The sequence below is a fragment of the Kribbia dieselivorans NBRC 106261 genome, assembly GCF_001552435.1.
GTDB lineage: Bacteria > Actinomycetota > Actinomycetes > Actinomycetales > Dermatophilaceae > Kribbia > Kribbia dieselivorans.
Genome location: NZ_BCRE01000044.1, coordinates 1 through 16,629, shown reverse-complemented (window position 1 = coordinate 16,629; position 16,629 = coordinate 1). Strand labels below are relative to the sequence as shown.

General features: G+C 69.2%; 15 protein-coding genes. 10 read left to right on the top strand and 5 right to left on the bottom strand.

What is annotated here, in order from left to right; all coding sequences use genetic code 11:
• The first annotated feature begins 51 nt into the window (after positions 1-51).
• Entirely contained in the window at positions 52-1,788 is a 1,737-nt protein-coding gene (locus KD1_RS04220; RefSeq protein ID WP_169795332.1) for a BNR-4 repeat-containing protein, read from the top strand.
• Here the strand turns inward: KD1_RS04220 and ypfJ are convergent, their stop codons facing one another.
• The gene (gene ypfJ, locus KD1_RS04215; RefSeq protein WP_068398003.1) at positions 1,789-2,682 is read right to left on the bottom strand and encodes a KPN_02809 family neutral zinc metallopeptidase; all 894 of its coding nucleotides are present in this window, start codon (positions 2,680-2,682) and stop codon (positions 1,789-1,791) included. It lies immediately after the preceding gene.
• 227 nt (positions 2,683-2,909) lie between these two features.
• Between ypfJ and KD1_RS04210 the strand changes: the two genes are divergently transcribed.
• The 6 genes from KD1_RS04210 (at position 2,910) to KD1_RS04185 (ending at position 10,141) form a co-directional block, all read left to right on the top strand.
• On the top strand, positions 2,910-4,508 hold the full coding sequence (locus KD1_RS04210; protein WP_068398000.1) for an ABC-F family ATP-binding cassette domain-containing protein: 1,599 nt from the start codon (positions 2,910-2,912) through the stop codon (positions 4,506-4,508).
• A gap of 112 nt (positions 4,509-4,620) precedes the next feature.
• Positions 4,621-5,601, top strand: a complete 981-nt coding sequence (locus KD1_RS04205; protein WP_245627271.1) for an ABC transporter ATP-binding protein — start codon at positions 4,621-4,623, stop codon at positions 5,599-5,601.
• Positions 5,594-6,538, top strand: coding sequence for a hypothetical protein (locus tag KD1_RS04200; RefSeq protein ID WP_068397995.1), 945 nt, complete (start codon positions 5,594-5,596; stop codon positions 6,536-6,538). The genes KD1_RS04205 and KD1_RS04200 overlap by 8 nt, the downstream gene beginning before the upstream one ends.
• The gene (locus KD1_RS04195; protein ID WP_068397992.1) at positions 6,535-7,449 is read left to right on the top strand and encodes an ABC transporter ATP-binding protein; all 915 of its coding nucleotides are present in this window, start codon (positions 6,535-6,537) and stop codon (positions 7,447-7,449) included. The genes KD1_RS04200 and KD1_RS04195 overlap by 4 nt, the downstream gene beginning before the upstream one ends.
• The gene (locus KD1_RS04190) at positions 7,446-8,162 is read left to right on the top strand and encodes an ABC transporter permease (RefSeq protein ID WP_068397989.1); all 717 of its coding nucleotides are present in this window, start codon (positions 7,446-7,448) and stop codon (positions 8,160-8,162) included. Before KD1_RS04195 ends, KD1_RS04190 begins: the two co-directional genes overlap by 4 nt.
• A 101-nt stretch (positions 8,163-8,263) precedes the next feature.
• Positions 8,264-10,141 carry an ABC transporter ATP-binding protein gene (locus tag KD1_RS04185; RefSeq protein ID WP_068397986.1) on the top strand — a complete coding sequence of 626 codons (1,878 nt, stop codon included), beginning with the start codon at positions 8,264-8,266 and terminating at the stop codon, positions 10,139-10,141.
• A gap of 24 nt (positions 10,142-10,165) precedes the next feature.
• Here the strand turns inward: KD1_RS04185 and KD1_RS04180 are convergent, their stop codons facing one another.
• Both KD1_RS04180 and KD1_RS04175 read right to left on the bottom strand, forming a co-directional pair.
• Entirely contained in the window at positions 10,166-11,017 is an 852-nt protein-coding gene (locus tag KD1_RS04180) for an SURF1 family cytochrome oxidase biogenesis protein (RefSeq protein WP_083542056.1), read from the bottom strand.
• Positions 11,017-11,310, bottom strand: a complete 294-nt coding sequence (locus KD1_RS04175; protein ID WP_068397982.1) for a DUF3099 domain-containing protein — start codon at positions 11,308-11,310, stop codon at positions 11,017-11,019. The genes KD1_RS04180 and KD1_RS04175 overlap by 1 nt, the downstream gene beginning before the upstream one ends.
• A gap of 125 nt (positions 11,311-11,435) precedes the next feature.
• Between KD1_RS04175 and fabG the strand changes: the two genes are divergently transcribed.
• On the top strand, positions 11,436-12,149 hold the full coding sequence (gene fabG, locus KD1_RS04170; RefSeq protein WP_068397978.1) for a 3-oxoacyl-ACP reductase FabG: 714 nt from the start codon (positions 11,436-11,438) through the stop codon (positions 12,147-12,149).
• Between the two features lie 57 nt (positions 12,150-12,206).
• The gene (gene fabI / locus KD1_RS04165) at positions 12,207-12,968 is read left to right on the top strand and encodes an enoyl-ACP reductase FabI (RefSeq protein WP_068397975.1); all 762 of its coding nucleotides are present in this window, start codon (positions 12,207-12,209) and stop codon (positions 12,966-12,968) included.
• A 7-nt stretch (positions 12,969-12,975) separates the two neighbouring features.
• Here the strand turns inward: fabI and serB are convergent, their stop codons facing one another.
• Together serB and glgC are read right to left on the bottom strand one after the other, a co-directional pair.
• A complete protein-coding gene (gene serB / locus KD1_RS04160; protein WP_068397974.1) occupies positions 12,976-13,905 on the bottom strand; it encodes a phosphoserine phosphatase SerB in 930 nt (309 codons plus the stop codon).
• Positions 13,906-13,927: 22 nt separating this feature from the next.
• Positions 13,928-15,193, bottom strand: a complete 1,266-nt coding sequence (gene glgC, locus KD1_RS04155; protein ID WP_370670742.1) for a glucose-1-phosphate adenylyltransferase — start codon at positions 15,191-15,193, stop codon at positions 13,928-13,930.
• Positions 15,194-15,327: 134 nt separating this feature from the next.
• Here glgC and glgA point away from each other — a divergent pair, with 134 nt between their 5' ends.
• The gene (gene glgA / locus KD1_RS04150) at positions 15,328-16,518 is read left to right on the top strand and encodes a glycogen synthase (protein ID WP_068397971.1); all 1,191 of its coding nucleotides are present in this window, start codon (positions 15,328-15,330) and stop codon (positions 16,516-16,518) included.
• Positions 16,519-16,629: the final 111 nt, after the last annotated feature.

The following is a 16,629-nucleotide window of genomic DNA, read 5'->3' as shown; positions in this document are numbered from 1 at the left end:
CGAGCGAGGCAATATCGTCGGCCGGGGACGGGTGTGCTCTCGGCTGCTCTGGTGACCGCCGTGGCGGCACCGGCGGTGGCGATCGCCGCAGGTCCCGGGGCGACCACGGGCCCCGCGGCCCAGGCCGGACGGGAAGGTGACACGCCCGTCGCAGCGGCTGACGTCCCAGCCGAGGGGAGAACGGCCGACACCGCCATCGCGACGCGCAGCTCGGCGCCGCTCGACACCATCGGTGAAGCCCCGGCCCTCCCAGCGGATGTCGCCGCCGCGCCGGCACCGGTCAAGGCAGACGACAACCGGAGGATTGCTCGGATCGTCACCAACGGGGCGTGGTCGTGGTACATGGACCCGCGGGTGCTGCGCACCTCGTCCCAGACCTACTTCGGTTCGGTGACCAACGGTGGACATATCCAGGTCACGGCTGTGCGGAACTCCGACGGCCGCCTCACGCACAAAACACTGACCAAACTCATTGCGGATGATCACGTGGCTCCGGCCCTGACCCGCACACCGGAGGGCCGGGTGATCGCGGTCTGGGCGGGCCATGGCACCGCGTCGCCGCCGCGGTACCGCCTGACGAACACATCGGGAAACGTCTCGTCCTTCGGTGCCACCCGATCTCTGAGTGGGTCCGGCCTCGAGAAGGCGCCCACAACGTACGGCCAGATCATCCAACTGTCGAATGCGACGCACCGCTATTGGTACTTCACCCGACGCAACTCCGACCGCGCCTGGGTCGTCACCCGCAGCAACGACCTGGTGAAGTGGACCAAGGCGCTGCCGCTGTGGATGCCACCGGGTCCGATCAGCGTGGCGCGGACGCCGTATCCGAAGTTCGCCACGGACGGCCGAAGCCGGATCGACTTCGCGGTGACCAACACGCCGGAGAACGGCGGCATGAAGACGTCGGTGTACCACTTCACGTATGACCGGGGGTACTTCATGACCTCGACCGGCCGGAAGATCCGGTCGATCGGTGGGTTGGGTCGAGTCGGACCCATGAGGGTCACACACGGAACCAAGATCTACGACGGTGCCAGCGTCGACGGTGTGGCGAGGATGTATGACCTCGCGCTCATGGGCACGAAGCCGGTCGTGGTCATCACCACCCGCGCCGACACCACCTACGCGTACAAGTGGGCGCGCTGGAACGGCAAACGCTGGGTGCTGCGGACCCTACGGCGGAACACCGACCTCCTCGGACAACCCGGAGGGATCACATTCGACCGGACCGACCCTGGCACCGTGTACCTCGTGCGCGACCAACAGGCCACCGGTCAGCGCGAACTGGAGGAATGGGCCACGACCGACCTCGGTCGCACCTGGGTCACCCGCGGGCTGACCGCAGCCTCGTCGGAGGCGAACCGCACTCCGGCAACCCCACACGGAGACGCCGGTGGCGGCATCTCGGTGGCGTGGATGAACGGTCGTTACGACACGTTCAAGGATGGGCTCTTCTGGACGCAGATCTGGGCGGAAACCTCGAGCCACCGACCCGTCTCGCTCAATGCCTCGTGGTCGAGCGGGTGGAGCCGGGGCGGTTCTGTCGCGGTGACCGCCCGGCAGGGCGTTCGTGGCGTGGGAGCGTCGCAGGTGCGGGTGGCCGCCGCGATCAAGACTCCCGGCCGGCGGACGTACTCGGTGGTCGCCCGGGGATGGACCGCCGCCGATGGCCGCGTGAACCTCAGACTGCCACGGGTTGGCAAGGGCACCCGCGTCAAGGTCTACACGTACAAGGCCAATGACTGGGGATACGCCACCACCGCGAGCGTCACGGCGCCGCGCTGATCAGAGCGAGTCCGTGGCAAACGTGTCGCACTGCTGCGGCGAGTTTGCCTTCATCCCGGTCATGAACCAGTTCTGCCGCTGGGCGGCGGAGCCGTGCGTGAAGTTCTCGGGGGAGACGCGCCCGGTCGTCTTCTCCTGGATGCGGTCGTCACCGACGGCCTCGGCCGCGGACAGCGCGTCCTTGATGTCCTGCTCGGTCAGTTTCTTCAGGAACGGTTCACCGTTGGAGGACGGGGTGCTCTCGGCGTGCGCGGCCCACATGCCGGCGAAGCAGTCGGCCATGAGCTCGACCCGAACGCCCCCGGACTTCGCACCCTTGGGGTCCTGCTGGGCGTAGCCGAGCACGCCGTAGAGGTTCTGGATGTGATGCCCGTACTCGTGGGCGACCACATACTCCTGCGCGAGGGCCCCGGTCGACGATCCGAACTGCTTCTCGAGGATGTTGAAGAAGCTCGTGTCGATGTAGATCTTCTCGTCGAGCGGGCAGTAGAACGGGCCCACCTGGTTCGAGGCGGTGCCGCAGGCCGATTGGGTCTGGCTTTCGTAGATGACCGTCTTCGCGGGCCGGAAGGCCTCCTTGCTGCCGTTGTACGTCTGCTTCCAGAACACCTCGGCCGAGTTCGCCGTCGCGGCCACTCGACAGTCCACGTTGGTGTTGGCGTCGGCGCCGGTCTCGCACTGGGCGACCTGGGCCACCTGCTCGTTGGGATTGGTCGCCGGAGTCGTGCCGGTCGTCAGGCCAGACAGATCCACCCCGGTGAACAGGGCGATGAGCAGCACGATGAGGCCGACCAGACCACCGCCACCGGCCATCATCGGTCCGCGACCGCCGCCGCCACCGCTGCGGTGCTCGACGTTGGACGTGTCGATGCGTGCGCCCTCGTTGAAGCTCACCCGATTGCCTCTCGATCGTGGGCGCCACCGGCCCGCCAACTGTGCAGGGTCAGAGTAGCCCGGCGGAGCCTCGGATCAGCCCTTCCCGGGCCGTTCGGAACGGCGAGCGTCGTGGGCCCGGTCGGGCGGGGCCTACACTTGACATGTTTGCCCTCCCGGTCGATGCCCTGTCTGCCGTCGAATCCGCGTCGTGGGCGATGTCCCGAATGTGCAGGAGTGGCTCACCCGTGATCGTTGCCAGTGGCGTGGAGTTGCGCGCCGGCTCCCGCGTCCTCATCGAGGACGCCACCTTCCGAGTCGCCCCGGGGGACCGGGTCGGCCTCGTCGGGCGCAACGGTGCCGGAAAGACGACGCTGACGAAGGTGCTCGCCGGCGAGGGCCAGCCCGCGGCCGGGAGTGTCACGACCAGCGGTGACGTGGGATACCTGCCACAGGATTCCAAGGCCGGCGACCCGACGGTCACGGCTCGCGAGCGCATTCTCTCGGTGCGCGGTCTCGACACGATCGTCAAGGAGCGGACCTTGGCGGAGAAGCGCATGGCCGCCGCCGACGATGCCATCCGCGAGCGGGCGATGAGGGCCTACGCCCGGATCGACGACGAGTTCACCGCCGCCGGCGGGTACGCCGCCGAAGCCGAGGCCAACTCGATAGCGGCGGCCCTGAACATCGAGGCGCACCGGCTCGACCAGCCGCTGGGCACGCTGTCGGGCGGTCAGCGGCGGCGCGTGGAGTTGGCGCGGATCCTCTTCTCCGGGTCCGAGACGCTCATGCTCGACGAGCCCACCAACCACTTGGACGCGGACTCCATCGCCTGGCTGCGCGACCACCTGAAGAACTACCGCGGCGGACTGATCATCATCAGCCACGACGTGGACTTGCTCGACGTCGTCGTCAACCGGGTCTTCCACCTCGATGCCAACCGCGCCGAACTCGATATCTACAACGTCGGCTGGCAGCCCTACCTCAAGCAGCGTGAGACCGACGAGCGCCGCCGCAAGCGTGAGCTCGCCAACGCCCAGAAGAAGGCCTCGGCGCTGCTCGAGCAGGCGGACAAGATGCGGGCCAAGGCCACCAAGGCCGTCGCGGCGCAGCAGATGATCCGTCGCGCCGAGCGGCTGCTCAGCGGCGTCGAGGGCGAGCGCGCCCACGACAAGGTGGCCAAGCTGCGCTTCCCCGAACCCGCGCCGTGCGGCAAGACCCCGCTGCGCGCCACGGGGCTCTCTCGCAGCTATGGGTCGCAGGAGATCTTCACCGACGTCGACCTCGCCATCGACCGCGGCTCGCGCGTCGTGGTGCTCGGCCTCAACGGCGCGGGCAAGACGACGCTGCTCAAGATGCTCGCCGGTGTCGATGACCCCGACACCGGTCAGGTCGAGCCAGGGCACGGCCTGAAGATCGGGTACTACGCCCAGGAGCACGAGAACCTCGATGGGGACCGCACGGTGCTCCAGAACATGAAGTCGGCCGCGCCCGACCTTGGCGAGACCGAGGTGCGCAAGGTCCTCGGCTCGTTCCTGTTCTCCGGCGACGACGTCGACAAGCTGGCGCGCGTGCTCTCCGGTGGCGAGAAGACCCGCCTGTCCCTGGCCACGCTGGTCGTCTCCTCGGCGAACGTGCTCCTGCTCGACGAGCCCACAAACAACCTCGACCCCGCCTCGCGGGCCGAGATCCTCGGAGCGCTGGGCACGTACAAGGGTGCGGTCGTCATGGTCACCCACGACGAAGGTGCGGTCGACGCCCTGGAGCCGGAGCGCATCCTCCTGCTGCCCGACGGCGTCGAGGACCTCTGGGGCCCGGACTACAAGGACCTCATCAGCCTAGCCTGAGGCCAAGTCAGGGTCGGCCCTGATCCGACCCCCGATGGTCCCCCGATTGTGCCGTGGCGCGGGCCCGCGGTCGCGTCGTTCCCCTACTGTCGATGACGGACCACGAGAGGACATGAACGTGAACAGAGGGGAATCGCCTCCGCAGATGGGGGCAACAGGCGGGCCGGCAGTCATCGCGACCCACGGGCTGACCATGCATTTCGGCAACGTCCGAGCGCTCGAGGAGTTGACCATCGAGGTCGGCCAGGGCGTCACCGGACTGGTGGGGGCCAACGGTGCCGGGAAATCGACGCTCATCAAGATCCTGCTGGGCCTGAACGCCCCAACGCGGGGGAGCGCGAGCGTACTCGGCCACGATATCCTCACCGCCGGGTCGGCCGTGCGCAGCCTCGTTGGCTACATGCCCGAGCACGATTGCCTACCGCCCGACGTGTCGGCCACGGAGTTCACCGTCCACATGGCCCGGATGTCCGGGCTGCCGCACGCCGCGGCCCGCGAGCGCGCCGCCGACGTGCTGCGCCACGTCGGGCTCGCCGAGGAGCGCTACCGCCCGATGGGTGGCTACTCCACCGGCATGAAGCAGCGCGCCAAGCTTGCCCAGGCCCTCGTGCACGACCCGCGACTGGTCCTGCTCGACGAGCCGACGAACGGGCTCGACCCGGGCAGCCGCGACGACATGCTCGACCTCGTGCGCCGCATCGGCACCGACTTCGGGATCTCCGTGCTGGTCACCTCGCACATGCTCGGCGAGCTGGAGCGGGTGTGCGACCACGTCGTGGTGCTCGACGCCGGCCACCTGCTGCGCGAATCCGCGACGAGCGAGTTCATGCAGGAGACCGGCAGCCTGATCGTCGAGGTGCTCGGCGGACCGAGCGAGCAGCACCGCCTCGGCGAGGCCCTCGCCGCCCGCGGCCTGCAGTGCTTTCCCGCCGGGGACGCCGTGGAGGTCAGCCTCAACGACCAGACCACCCACGACCTGATCGTCGACACCGTGGCCGACCTCGGCCAAGGGCTGGTGCGCCTGCAGCACCGCCACCACCGCATTGAGGACATCTTCCGAGAGGGGCAGGCCAGTGGACGCATCGATGCCTGAACCGGCCCGATCCACCCCGGCGGCGACCACCACCGCTTCCCAGCCCACCAGCGCTGCCGTCATCCACGACCTGGGTTACCGGCCCTACGAGGGTGAGCGCCAAGGTCTGCCGGCCATCGCCTGGTCCCTGTTCGTCCTGGGCGTCCGGCACGCGTTCGGTCTGGGCCGCAACGCCAAGGCCAAGGTCCTCCCGTGGATCCTCGTCACCCTGGCGGTCGGCCCGGCCCTGCTGCTCGCCGTCATCCCGCTCATCGTCAAGTCCTACTTCGACGTCGAGGTCCCGCGCCTGATGGAGTACCACCGGTACCAGAACGCCGCCCTCGTCGTATCGGTACTCTTCACGGCCGCGGCGGCGCCGATCCTGCTGAGTCGCGACCTGCGCTTCAAGACCCTGCCGCTGTACTTTGCCCGGCCACTGCCACGCGCCTGGTTCGTCCTCGTGCGACTGGCCTCGCTCGCCGCGGCGATCCTCGTGGTCATCGGCGTGCCGGTGCTCGTGCTCTATGCCGGAGCGCTGTTGGGGGACTACTCCTTCCGCGACGAGACTCCGCTCATGCTCAAGGCCATGCTCGGGGCGATCCTGCTCTCGCTGCTGCTGGCCGGCCTCGGCGGCGCCATCGCCTCGAGCACCCCGCAACGGGGGCTCGGTACGGTCGCCATCGTCGCCGTGCTCCTCATCGCCGCGACCATCGTCACGACCGTGACGGCGATCGCCGAGGAGGAGGCGGCCCGCACCACCGCCCAGATCGCGGGGCTCTTCTCGCCCTACACCTTGGTCTCCGGAGCCACCGGGTGGTGGTTCGATCGGCCGCCGGTCTACGGCCAACCGGAGACCCTGACCATGGGCCTGATCTACACCGTGGTCCTCCTGGGCAGCATCCTCGTGCTGACCCTGTGGACCGTCCGTCGAAACGCGCGCCGGGGGGCTGCCGCATGAGCACTCTTGTCCTGGACCGCGTCTCGCGGTGGTACGGCGACGTCGTCGCCGTCAACGACGTCACGATGCGCTTCGAGCCCGGGGTCACCGGTCTGCTCGGACCGAACGGGGCCGGCAAATCGACGCTCCTCAGCCTGATGGCGGGATTCCTCCAGCCGTCGGCCGGAGAGGTCGCCCTCGACGGGCAGTCCGTCTGGGGCCACCCCGAGGTCTACCGCACACTCGGCCTCGTGCCCGAGCGCGAGGCGGTCTATGAACAGCTCACCGGGTGGGACTTCGTCCTGGCCAACGCCCAGTTGCACAAACTGCCGAACCCGAGGGCGGCCGCGCAGCACGCGCTCGACATCGTCGAGATGACCCCCGCCCAGGGGCGGACCATCAAGACGTACTCCAAGGGCATGCGACAGCGCGTCAAGATGGCCTCGGCCCTCGTCCATGAGCCGGCCGTGCTCCTGCTCGACGAGCCGTTCAACGGCATGGACCCGCGCCAGCGGCTCCACCTCATGGAGTTGCTCCACACCTTCGGAGCCGACGGCCGCACGGTGATCTTCAGTTCACACATCCTCGAGGAGGTCGAGCAGGTCGCTCGCCAGGTCGAGGTCATCGTCGCCGGCCGGCATGCCGCCTCCGGTGACTTCGGCGCCATCCGGCGCCTCATGGTCGATCGCCCGAATCGGTACGTGCTGCACACCAGCGACGACCGGGCGATGGCCGCCCTGCTCATGCGTGACGAGGCCATCAGGGCTGTGTCCCTGCGGCCGGATGGAGGACTGGACGTGGAGGCCACCGACTTCGGTCGATTCGCCCAACATCTGCCCCGGGTGGCCCGCGAGGCCGGGATCCGGTTGCGCGATGTCTCACCGACGGACGAGTCGCTCGAGAGCGTCTTCGCCTACCTGGTGGCGTCATGAACGCCACGGTGATGCAGATCGCGTGGCGCACGGTCGCCGGCCGTCGGCGTGGGCTGGTGCTCCTGGCCCTGCCGGTCCTCCTGATCGCCCTCGCGGTGGTCGTCGGCGCGTTGACCGACCCGAGCGTCGATACGACCCTGGCGATCGTGGAGGGGCTGGGCGTTGTCGTCATCCTGCCGCTGGTCGCCCTCATCGCGACGTCGAGCGTCATCGTGCCCGAACTCGAGGACGGTTCGATCACGTACCTGCTCGCCAAGCCGATACGACGCTCGGCCATCGTGCTGAGCAAGGTCACGGTCGTCGCGTTGGTGACGATCATCTGCGGCGTCATCCCGATCGCGGTCGCGGCGTACATCCTCGAACCGAACGAACCGCGGCTGGTGCTCGCCCTGACCGTGGGCGCCTTCGTCATGGCGCTGGGCTACTCGGCGCTGTTCATGGCCCTGGCGAGCACGACCAAGCACGCCATCATCGCCGGCATCGCCTACATCTTCCTGTGGGAGGGGCTGTTGGCCCAGTACATGCCGGGCATCCGGTGGCTGAGCATCCAGCGCTGGGGCCTCAAGGTGGCCGACACCATTCGGGACATCTCGACGAAGGCGAACGACCTGCCCCTGTGGTACGCCCTGCTGGCCATGGCGGTCGTCGTCGTTGGGGGAGTGGCGTGGGCCACGCGTCGATTGGCGCGATACAACCTCAGCGGGGAAGACTGACGGTCCTCCTGTGGTTCGAGGTATTGGGCGTCGCGGTGCCGACGCCGAATACCTCGAACCGGGGTGAACGCCGGGGCGAACGCTGACGAAGGGACCCACACATGAGCATGCAGCCGGGCTGGATGATGATGCGGTCCCTCTCCAAGGACGGCAGCGTGCGCGACGCCGAACTGCCCCCGGGCACCACGGCACGCGTGCTGTCCTACGCCAAGCCCCTGACCGGCCCGATCGTGGTGTTCCTCGTGGTCGTCGTGCTCGGGTCGATGACCGTCGTCGCGACACCGCTGCTGTTGGCCCGGATCGTCGACGACGGCGTCACCCCCGGCAACCATGGCCTCGTGACGCGCTTGGCCGTCCTCGTGGCCGTGCTCGCGGTGGCGGAGGCGTTGTTGGGCCTGGTGCAACGCTGGATGTCCTCACGCATCGGTGAGGGGCTGATCTACGTGCTGCGCACCCAGGTCTTCGACCACGTGCTGCGACAGCCCATCGCCTTCTTCACCCGCGCCCAGACCGGCGCGCTCGTCTCCCGGGTCAACAGCGACGTCATGGGTGCCCAGCAGGCCTTCACGACCGTCCTGTCGAGTGTCGTGTCGAACGCGGTCTCCCTCGTGCTCATCGTCGGCGCGATGGCGGCCCTGTCCTGGCAGCTCACCCTCGGAGCGCTGCTGCTCGTGCCGGTCTTCCTCGTCCCGGCGCGCTGGGTCGGGCAACGGCTCTCCGGCCTGACGCGCGAGCAGATGAACCTCAACGCCGACATGGGCAGCCGGATGACCGAGCGATTCAACGTCGCCGGAGCGCTGCTCGTCAAGCTGTTCGGCCACCACGAGACCGAGCACCGCGAATACGCCGACCGCGCGGCCCGCGTGCGTGACATCGGTGTCCGGATCGCGTGGAACCGGTCGGTGTTCATGGTCTCGCTCGGACTGGTCGCGGCGCTGGCCACGGCCATGGTCTACGGGTTCGGCGGCCACATGGCCATCAACGGATCGCTGTCGGTCGGTTCGCTCATCGCGCTGGCCACGCTGCTCGGTCGTCTCTACGGGCCGTTGACCGCGATCTCGAACGTGCGCGTCGATGTCATGACCGCGCTGGTATCCTTCTCGCGGATCTTCGAGGTGCTCGACCTACCGCCGATGATCACGGAGAAGCCCGGCGCTCGCCCGCTGCCCGAGGGACCGCTCTCGGTCGAGTTCGACCACGTCTCGTTTGCCTACCCGACCGCCGACCAGGTCTCGCTGACGTCGCTCGAGGCCACGGCCCACGGCGATCGCCTCGGCGGCGGAGAAGTGCTCACCGACATCACCGCGACCGTGCAGCCCGGGCAGATGGTCGCCCTCGTCGGCCCGAGCGGCGCCGGCAAGACGACGCTGACGACGCTCGTGGCCCGGTTGTACGACCCGTCCTCCGGCGCGGTGCGTCTGGGGGGCGTCGACCTGCGCGACGCGACCCTGGACTCCGTGCGCGACGCGGTCGGGGTCGTCACCCAGGAGGCGCACCTCTTCCACGACACGATCCGCGCCAACCTGGCCTACGCCAAGCCCGACGCGACCGACGCCGAGATGGAGGAGGCGCTGCGCTCCGCCCAGGTGTGGAATCTCGTCGAGCGGCTGCCGTCGGGTCTGGACACGGTCGTCGGTGACCGGGGCCATCGACTCTCCGGTGGTGAGAAGCAGCGGATGGCCGTCGCTCGTCTGCTGCTCAAGGCGCCCCGGGTCGTCGTCCTCGACGAGGCCACGGCCCACCTCGACAGCGAATCGGAGGCCGCGCTGCAGCACGCCCTGGATCATGCTCTGCACGGGCGGACCTCCCTGGTCATCGCCCACCGACTTTCCACCGTGCGCGACGCCGACCGGATCCTCGTCGTCGACGAGGGTCGGATCGTCGAACAGGGCCAGCACGAGGACCTGCTGGCCGCCGACGGGGTCTACGCCGAGTTGTACCGCACCCAGTTCCGCCAGGCGCGCTCCGTGGTCGACTGAGGGTCACGAGGCAGGCGTGGGTGCCTAATCGTCCTCCTCGTCCCAGATCCGGACCTTCTTGGGCTTGGCCGAGGCACTGACGGGCTGGCCATCGCGCTGCTCGCGGCGCATGCCGAACCACATGAGGATGAACGGCACCGGCATGGCCCCCCACCACTGGAACGCGTAGGCCATGTGCGGGCCGAGCGAATCGTCCGGCGGCAGCAGGGGAGTGGGACGCTCCGGGGTCGTGCCCGACGTCGTCGTCTCGCCCTCGAGGATGACGTACCCACCGAGCACGTCCAGACCGATGGCGCCCTCGACGTCGGCGAGGTTGATGCTGGCCACCTGCCCGGCCGGCAGGTCCTTGCCGCGGCTGGCCTCGTCGGGCTTGGCCCACCCGGTGATCGTCACCGTGCCGCTCGGCGCGGCCGGCACATCGGGGGTGACCTCGGCGCCCCGATCGGAGTTCTGCACCCACCCGCGGTCGACCATGATGATGCCGTCGGCGGTGCGCAGCGGCACGAGCACCTCGTAGCCGTACGTCTTCTCCTGGGGCCGGTTGCGCACCATGACCTGCTTCTCGGCCAGGTAGGTGCCCCTGAACTCGACCTTGGTCCATTCCCGGGCCAGCGGCAGCGGGTCGTTGCCGATCACCTCGCGCACGGGCACGGGCGGAGCGTCGTAGTGCGCGGCGATGCGATCAGCGCGCGCGGCCTTGTACTCGTAGCGGTGCCATTGCCACTGTCCGAGGTAGTAGAACGCCACGGCCATGGCGACGCCGAGGAGGAGGACCCCGAGCCAGCGGGGCGTCAGGAGGATCCGCCACAGCGCCCGGGGCGCGGGAGGTTCGGCCGGGGCAGTGTCGGGCTGCGCCGGGTGCACGGGGGTCGTCATCAGATCGCGCGACCTCGCAGTTGTCGCGGCCGTTTCGGCTCGTCCATGACCGAGGCGTTCTGGTCGTAGACCCGCGGGGCGACGGCGTTGGCAATCACCACAGCAATGTAGGGCAACACGACCGCGCCCGCGGCGGCGGTCCACCGCAGCCACCCGGTCAGAACGATGGCCAGGATGAAGCACGCCGTGCGAATCCCCATCATGATGAGGTACCGGCGGGTGCGGCGGGCCTGCTCCTCACGCAGCGCGATCGGCGCGCTCGTGATCGACTGGACCGGCTCGTTCCCTGGCATCCATCAAGCCTACGCCGCCGGACTGGACATGCATCCCGCCCGGGTACGGCTACCGTCCGGTAGTGGACTAGGTTTCGTGGAACCGCCGCCGGCCGGTGACGTGAATCGACCCGAGGAGGATCTCCATGACCGAACCGCGCAGGGTGCTGGTGACCGGGGGCAACCGCGGCATCGGCCTGGCCATCGCGACCGCCTTCCGTGACGCCGGTGACAAGGTCGTCATCACCCACCGCTCCGGCACGCCCCCGGAGGGTCTCGACGGAGTCATCTGCGAGGTCACCGACACCGCCTCGGTCGACGCCGCGTTCACCGCCGCCGAAAAGCTGCTCGGCGGGCCCGTGGAGGTCCTGGTCGCCAACGCCGGCGTCACCCGCGACGGTCTGCTCATGCGGATGCCCGACGACGACTTCGAGGGCGTCATCGACACCAACCTCACCGGCGCCTTCCGCTGTGTGCGGCGCGCCAGCAAGGCGATGATCAAGGCGCGCCACGGTCGGATCATCCTCATCTCCAGCGTCGTCGGGCTCGCCGGTGGCGCCGGGCAGGTCAACTACGCCGCGTCCAAGGCGGGTCTGGTGGGTCTGGCCCGATCCGTCACCCGCGAGCTCGGCGGCCGGGGCATCACCGCCAACGTCGTGGCCCCGGGGTTCATCGTCACCGACATGACCGAGGAACTGCCCGACGCGCGCAAGGTCGAGATCGTCAAGTCCATCCCGGCCGGCCGCATGGCGCAGCCGGGTGAGGTCGCCGACGTCGTGCGCTTCCTCGCCACCGACGCCGCCGGGTACATCTCCGGAGCCGTCATCCCGGTCGACGGCGGCCTCGGCATGGGCCACTGACCCCCGCGTCCACCCCACCCCCCGCGTCCAGCCCCACCGAATGAAAGGTCCGCAACGATGATGCTCGACGGCAAGACCCTCCTGGTGACCGGTGTCCTCACCGAGTCCTCGATCGCGTTCCACGTGGCCCGGCTGGCGCAGGAGCAGGGCGCGACCGTGCTGCTGACCTCCTTCGGCCGCACGATGAAGATCACCAAGGTCATCGCCCGACGTCTGCCCACCCCGGCCGAGGTCATCGAACTCGACGTCACCGACGAGGAACACCTCGCCGCGCTGGCCGATCGGGTGCGTGAGTTCGCCCCCGACGGCCTCGACGGGGTGCTGCACTCCATCGGGTTCGCCCCGGAGGGCGCGTTCAACTTCCTCGAGGCGTCGTGGGCCGATGTCTCCACGGCCGTGCACGTCTCCGCGTACTCGCTCAAGGCGCTCGGCGTCGCGGCACTGCCGGTGATGAAGGCCGGAGGCTCGATCGTTGGCCTGACCTTCGACGCCCAGTTCGCGTGGCCGGTCTACGACTGGATGGGCGTGGCCAAGGCCGCGTTCGAGGCGACCAACCGCTACCTCGCGCGTGACCTCGGGCCGAAGGGCATCCGCTGCAACCTCGTCGCCGCCGGCCCGATCCGCACCACGGCCGCGAAGTCGATCCCGGGTTTCGCGACGTTCGAGGACTCGTGGGACGGCAACGCCCCGCTCGGCTGGGACGTCACCGACGCCGAGCCGGCGGCCAAGGCGTGCGTCGCGCTGCTCTCCGACTGGTTCCCGGCGACGACTGCCGAGATCGTCCACGTGGACGGTGGCGTCCACGCGATGGGGTCATGACGCGGGGTCAGTCGTGCGCCGCGACGAACTCGTCGCGGCGCAGGCCGAGGTAGTACAGCACGGAGTCGAGTCGCGGCGTGTTGATCGCCGCGCTCGCCTGCTCCTGGACGATGGGTTTGGCGTTGAACGCCACGCCCAACCCGGCGGCGCCGAGCATGTCGAGGTCGTTCGCACCGTCGCCGACGGCCACGGTGCGGTCCATCGACAGTCCGTCGGCGGCGGCGAACTCCCGCAGCGAGGCCTCCTTGACCGTGCGGTCGACGACATCGCCGAGCACCCTTCCGGTCAGCGTGCCGTCGACGACCTCGAGCCGGTTGGCGCGGGCGTGATCGATGCCGAGGTCGTCGGCCAGGGGCTGCACGACCTCGATGAACCCGCCGGAGACGACAGCCACCGTGTCACCGAGTGACTTCAGGGTGCGCACCAGCGTGCGGGCACCGGGCGTGACCCGCACGCGGGCCCGCGTCTCGTCGAGCACGGTCGCCGGTAGCCCGGCCAAGGTGGCCACCCGCGCGTGCAGGGACTGGGTGAAGTCCAGTTCGCCGCGCATGGCCCGCTCGGTCACGGCCGCGACCTCGGCGCGCTTCCCGGCGTGGTCGGCGAGCAACTCGATGACCTCGTCCCGGATCAGGGTCGAGTCGACGTCCATGATCAGCAGCCGGCGACCCGGCGCCGCGACGGTCTCGGGCACGACAGCGACGTCCGTGCCCGACCCGAGGTCGAGCGCGTCGACCGCGTCGCGAAGCTCCGTCAACGACGCTCCGGTGCAGCCGATCTCGCCCGCACTGACTCCATCGACCCCGTCGGAGAGGACCCGCAGGTCCTCGCACGACGCTCCGAGCGGGCTCAGCGCACCCCGGACCTGCTCGTGCGGGCCGTCGAGCGGGCCGGTGGTGAGGATGACGACGCGGGCGGCGGGGGAGTGGCTTTCGGTCACGGCCCGACGGTAGCGCGTCGGGTCAGGGCGTGACCGTCTGCCCCTTGCCGAGCACCGTCAGACCCGAGTCGGTGACGAAGAAACCGCGCGCGATGTCGTGGTCGCGGTCGAAGCCGATCGTCGTCCCGGCCGGGACGACCACACCCTTGTCGATGATCGCGTTGCGGATCTGGCACCGCTCCCCGACGCGGACGCCGTTGAGCAACACGGACCGCTCGATCGTCGAGTAGCTGTGCACGTGGACGGTGGGGGAGAGCACCGACCCGGCGACCTGCGAGCCGGACACGACCGCGCCGGGCGAAACGGCCGAGTTGACCGCCGAACCGATGCGACCGCCCTCCGTGCCGTCGTGCACGAACTTCGCCGGCGGATAGATGCCCGGGTCGGTGTAGATCGGCCACTCACTGTTGTAGAGGTTGAAGACGGGGTGCACCGACACGAGGTCCATGTGGGCCTCGTAGTAGGAGTCGAGCGTGCCGACGTCACGCCAGTAGTGGCGGTCGCGGTCGGTCGCGCCGGGCACGACGTTCTTGCTGAAGTCGTAGACGTAGGCACTGCCCTCGTCGACGAAGGCCGGGATCAGGTCTCCGCCCATGTCGTGCTTGCTGCCCTCCCGCTCCTGGTCCTTCGAGACTCCGTCGATGAGCGCCTCGGCGGAGAAGACGTAGTTGCCCATCGAGGCCAGGACCTCATCGGGGGAGTCGGGCAGACCGCGGGGGTCGGCCGGCTTCTCGAGGAACTGCGAGATCTTGCGATTGTCGACCTCGTCGACCTCGATCACCCCGAACTGGTAGGCCTCGGAGCGCGGTTGGCGGATCGCCGCGACCGTCGCCGCGGCGCCGGACTCGATGTGCTGCTCGACCATCTGCGAGAAGTCCATGCGGTACACGTGGTCGGCGCCGACGACGACGATGATGTCGGGGCGCTCGTCGTGGATCGTGTTGAGGGACTGGTAGATCGCGTCGGCCGAGCCGAGGTACCAGTGCTTGCCCATGCGCTGCTGCGCCGGGATCGGAGCGACGTACTGGCCGAGCATCGTCGACATGCGCCACGTCTTGGTCACGTGCCGGTCCAGGGAGTGCGACTTGTACTGCGTCAGCACGACGACCTGGAGGTAACCGCTGTTGACGACGTTGCTCAGGGCGAAGTCGATCAGGCGGTAGATCCCGCCGAAGGGGACGGCCGGCTTGGCCCGGTCTGCGGTCAATGGCATGAGGCGCTTGCCCTCGCCACCGGCCAGCACGATGGCCAGAACCTTCGGTCCGCCCTTGCCCGGCATCCGTGTCATGACGTTCATCTCCCTCGACCTGTCGCTGCCACACCTGCTTTCACCCTAGCGATGGTGGGCAGGACTCGCATGGCGTGCCCGATGAACTTTCGGTGATCGGGTGCGGTTGGCCCAGAACCGGATATGTTCGACCTGTGCGCGTCGACATCCTGAGCAAGGAATACCCGCCCAACATCTACGGCGGAGCGGGGGTGCATGTCTCCGAACTCACCAAGGCCCTGCGGGCGCGTGGTGACGTCGACGTGCAGGTCCGGGCGTTCGGCGCTCCGGTCGAGGAGCCCGGGACGACCGGGTACCCCGATCTCGCCGAGTTGGGTGAGGCCAACGCGGCGCTGAAGACGATGGGCGTGGACCTGACCATGGCCCAGGACTGCGTCGGCGCCGACCTCGTGCATTCGCACACGTGGTATGCCAACTTCGCCGGCCACACCGCGTCGCTGCTCGGCGGCCTGCCACACGTCATCTCCGCGCACAGCCTCGAACCGCTGCGGCCGTGGAAGGCCGAACAACTCGGGGGCGGGTACGCGCTCTCGAGCTGGATCGAGAAGACCGCCTACGAGGCCGCGGCCGGGATCATCGCGGTCAGCCACGGCATGCGCAAGGACATCCTGCGCTCCTACCCGGCCGTCGACCCGCAGAAGGTGCACGTCGTGCACAACGGCATCGACTCGCAGCTGTGGCGCCCGCAGCGCGACGACGACATCGTGCGCCGCCACGGCGTCGACCCCGACCGCCCGGCCGCGATCTTCGTCGGTCGCATCACCCGCCAGAAGGGGCTGCCGTACCTGCTGCGCGCCGTGCGTGACCTGCCGCCTCAGGTGCAGCTGATCCTGTGCGCCGGGGCCCCCGACACGCCGGAGATCAAGGCCGAGGTCGAGGAGCTCATCGCCGGGTTGCGCGAGCACCGCGACGGGGTCATCTGGATCGCCGACATGCTGCCGCGAAACGAGGTCGTGGCGCTGTTGACCGCGTCGACCGTGTTCCTCTGCCCGTCGGTGTACGAGCCGCTGGGCATCGTCAACCTCGAGGCCATGGCCTGTGAACTGCCCGTCGTGGCCACCGCGACCGGGGGGATCCCGGAGGTCGTCGTCGACGGGGAGACCGGTTGGCTCGTGCCGATCGAGCAGGTGCAGGACGGCACCGGCACCCCGGTCGACCCGGAGCAGTTCGTCGCCGACCTGGCCGCCGCGATCACCGACGCGCTGTCCGACCTCGACCGGGCCCGCGCCTTCGGGGTAGCCGGGCGAGCGCGCGCCGTCGAGTCGTTCTCCTGGACGAGCATCGGTGAGCGCACGATGGAGGTCTACCGCGGCATCGTCGGCTGACGCGCGGGGCGCCTAGAATGGGTGGCCGTGCCTGAACTCCCCGCTGGTGTGCGCCTCGCGCTGTGGGTCACGGATGCCTGGCAGCGCGGTACCGATCCGATCGCGGCGGCG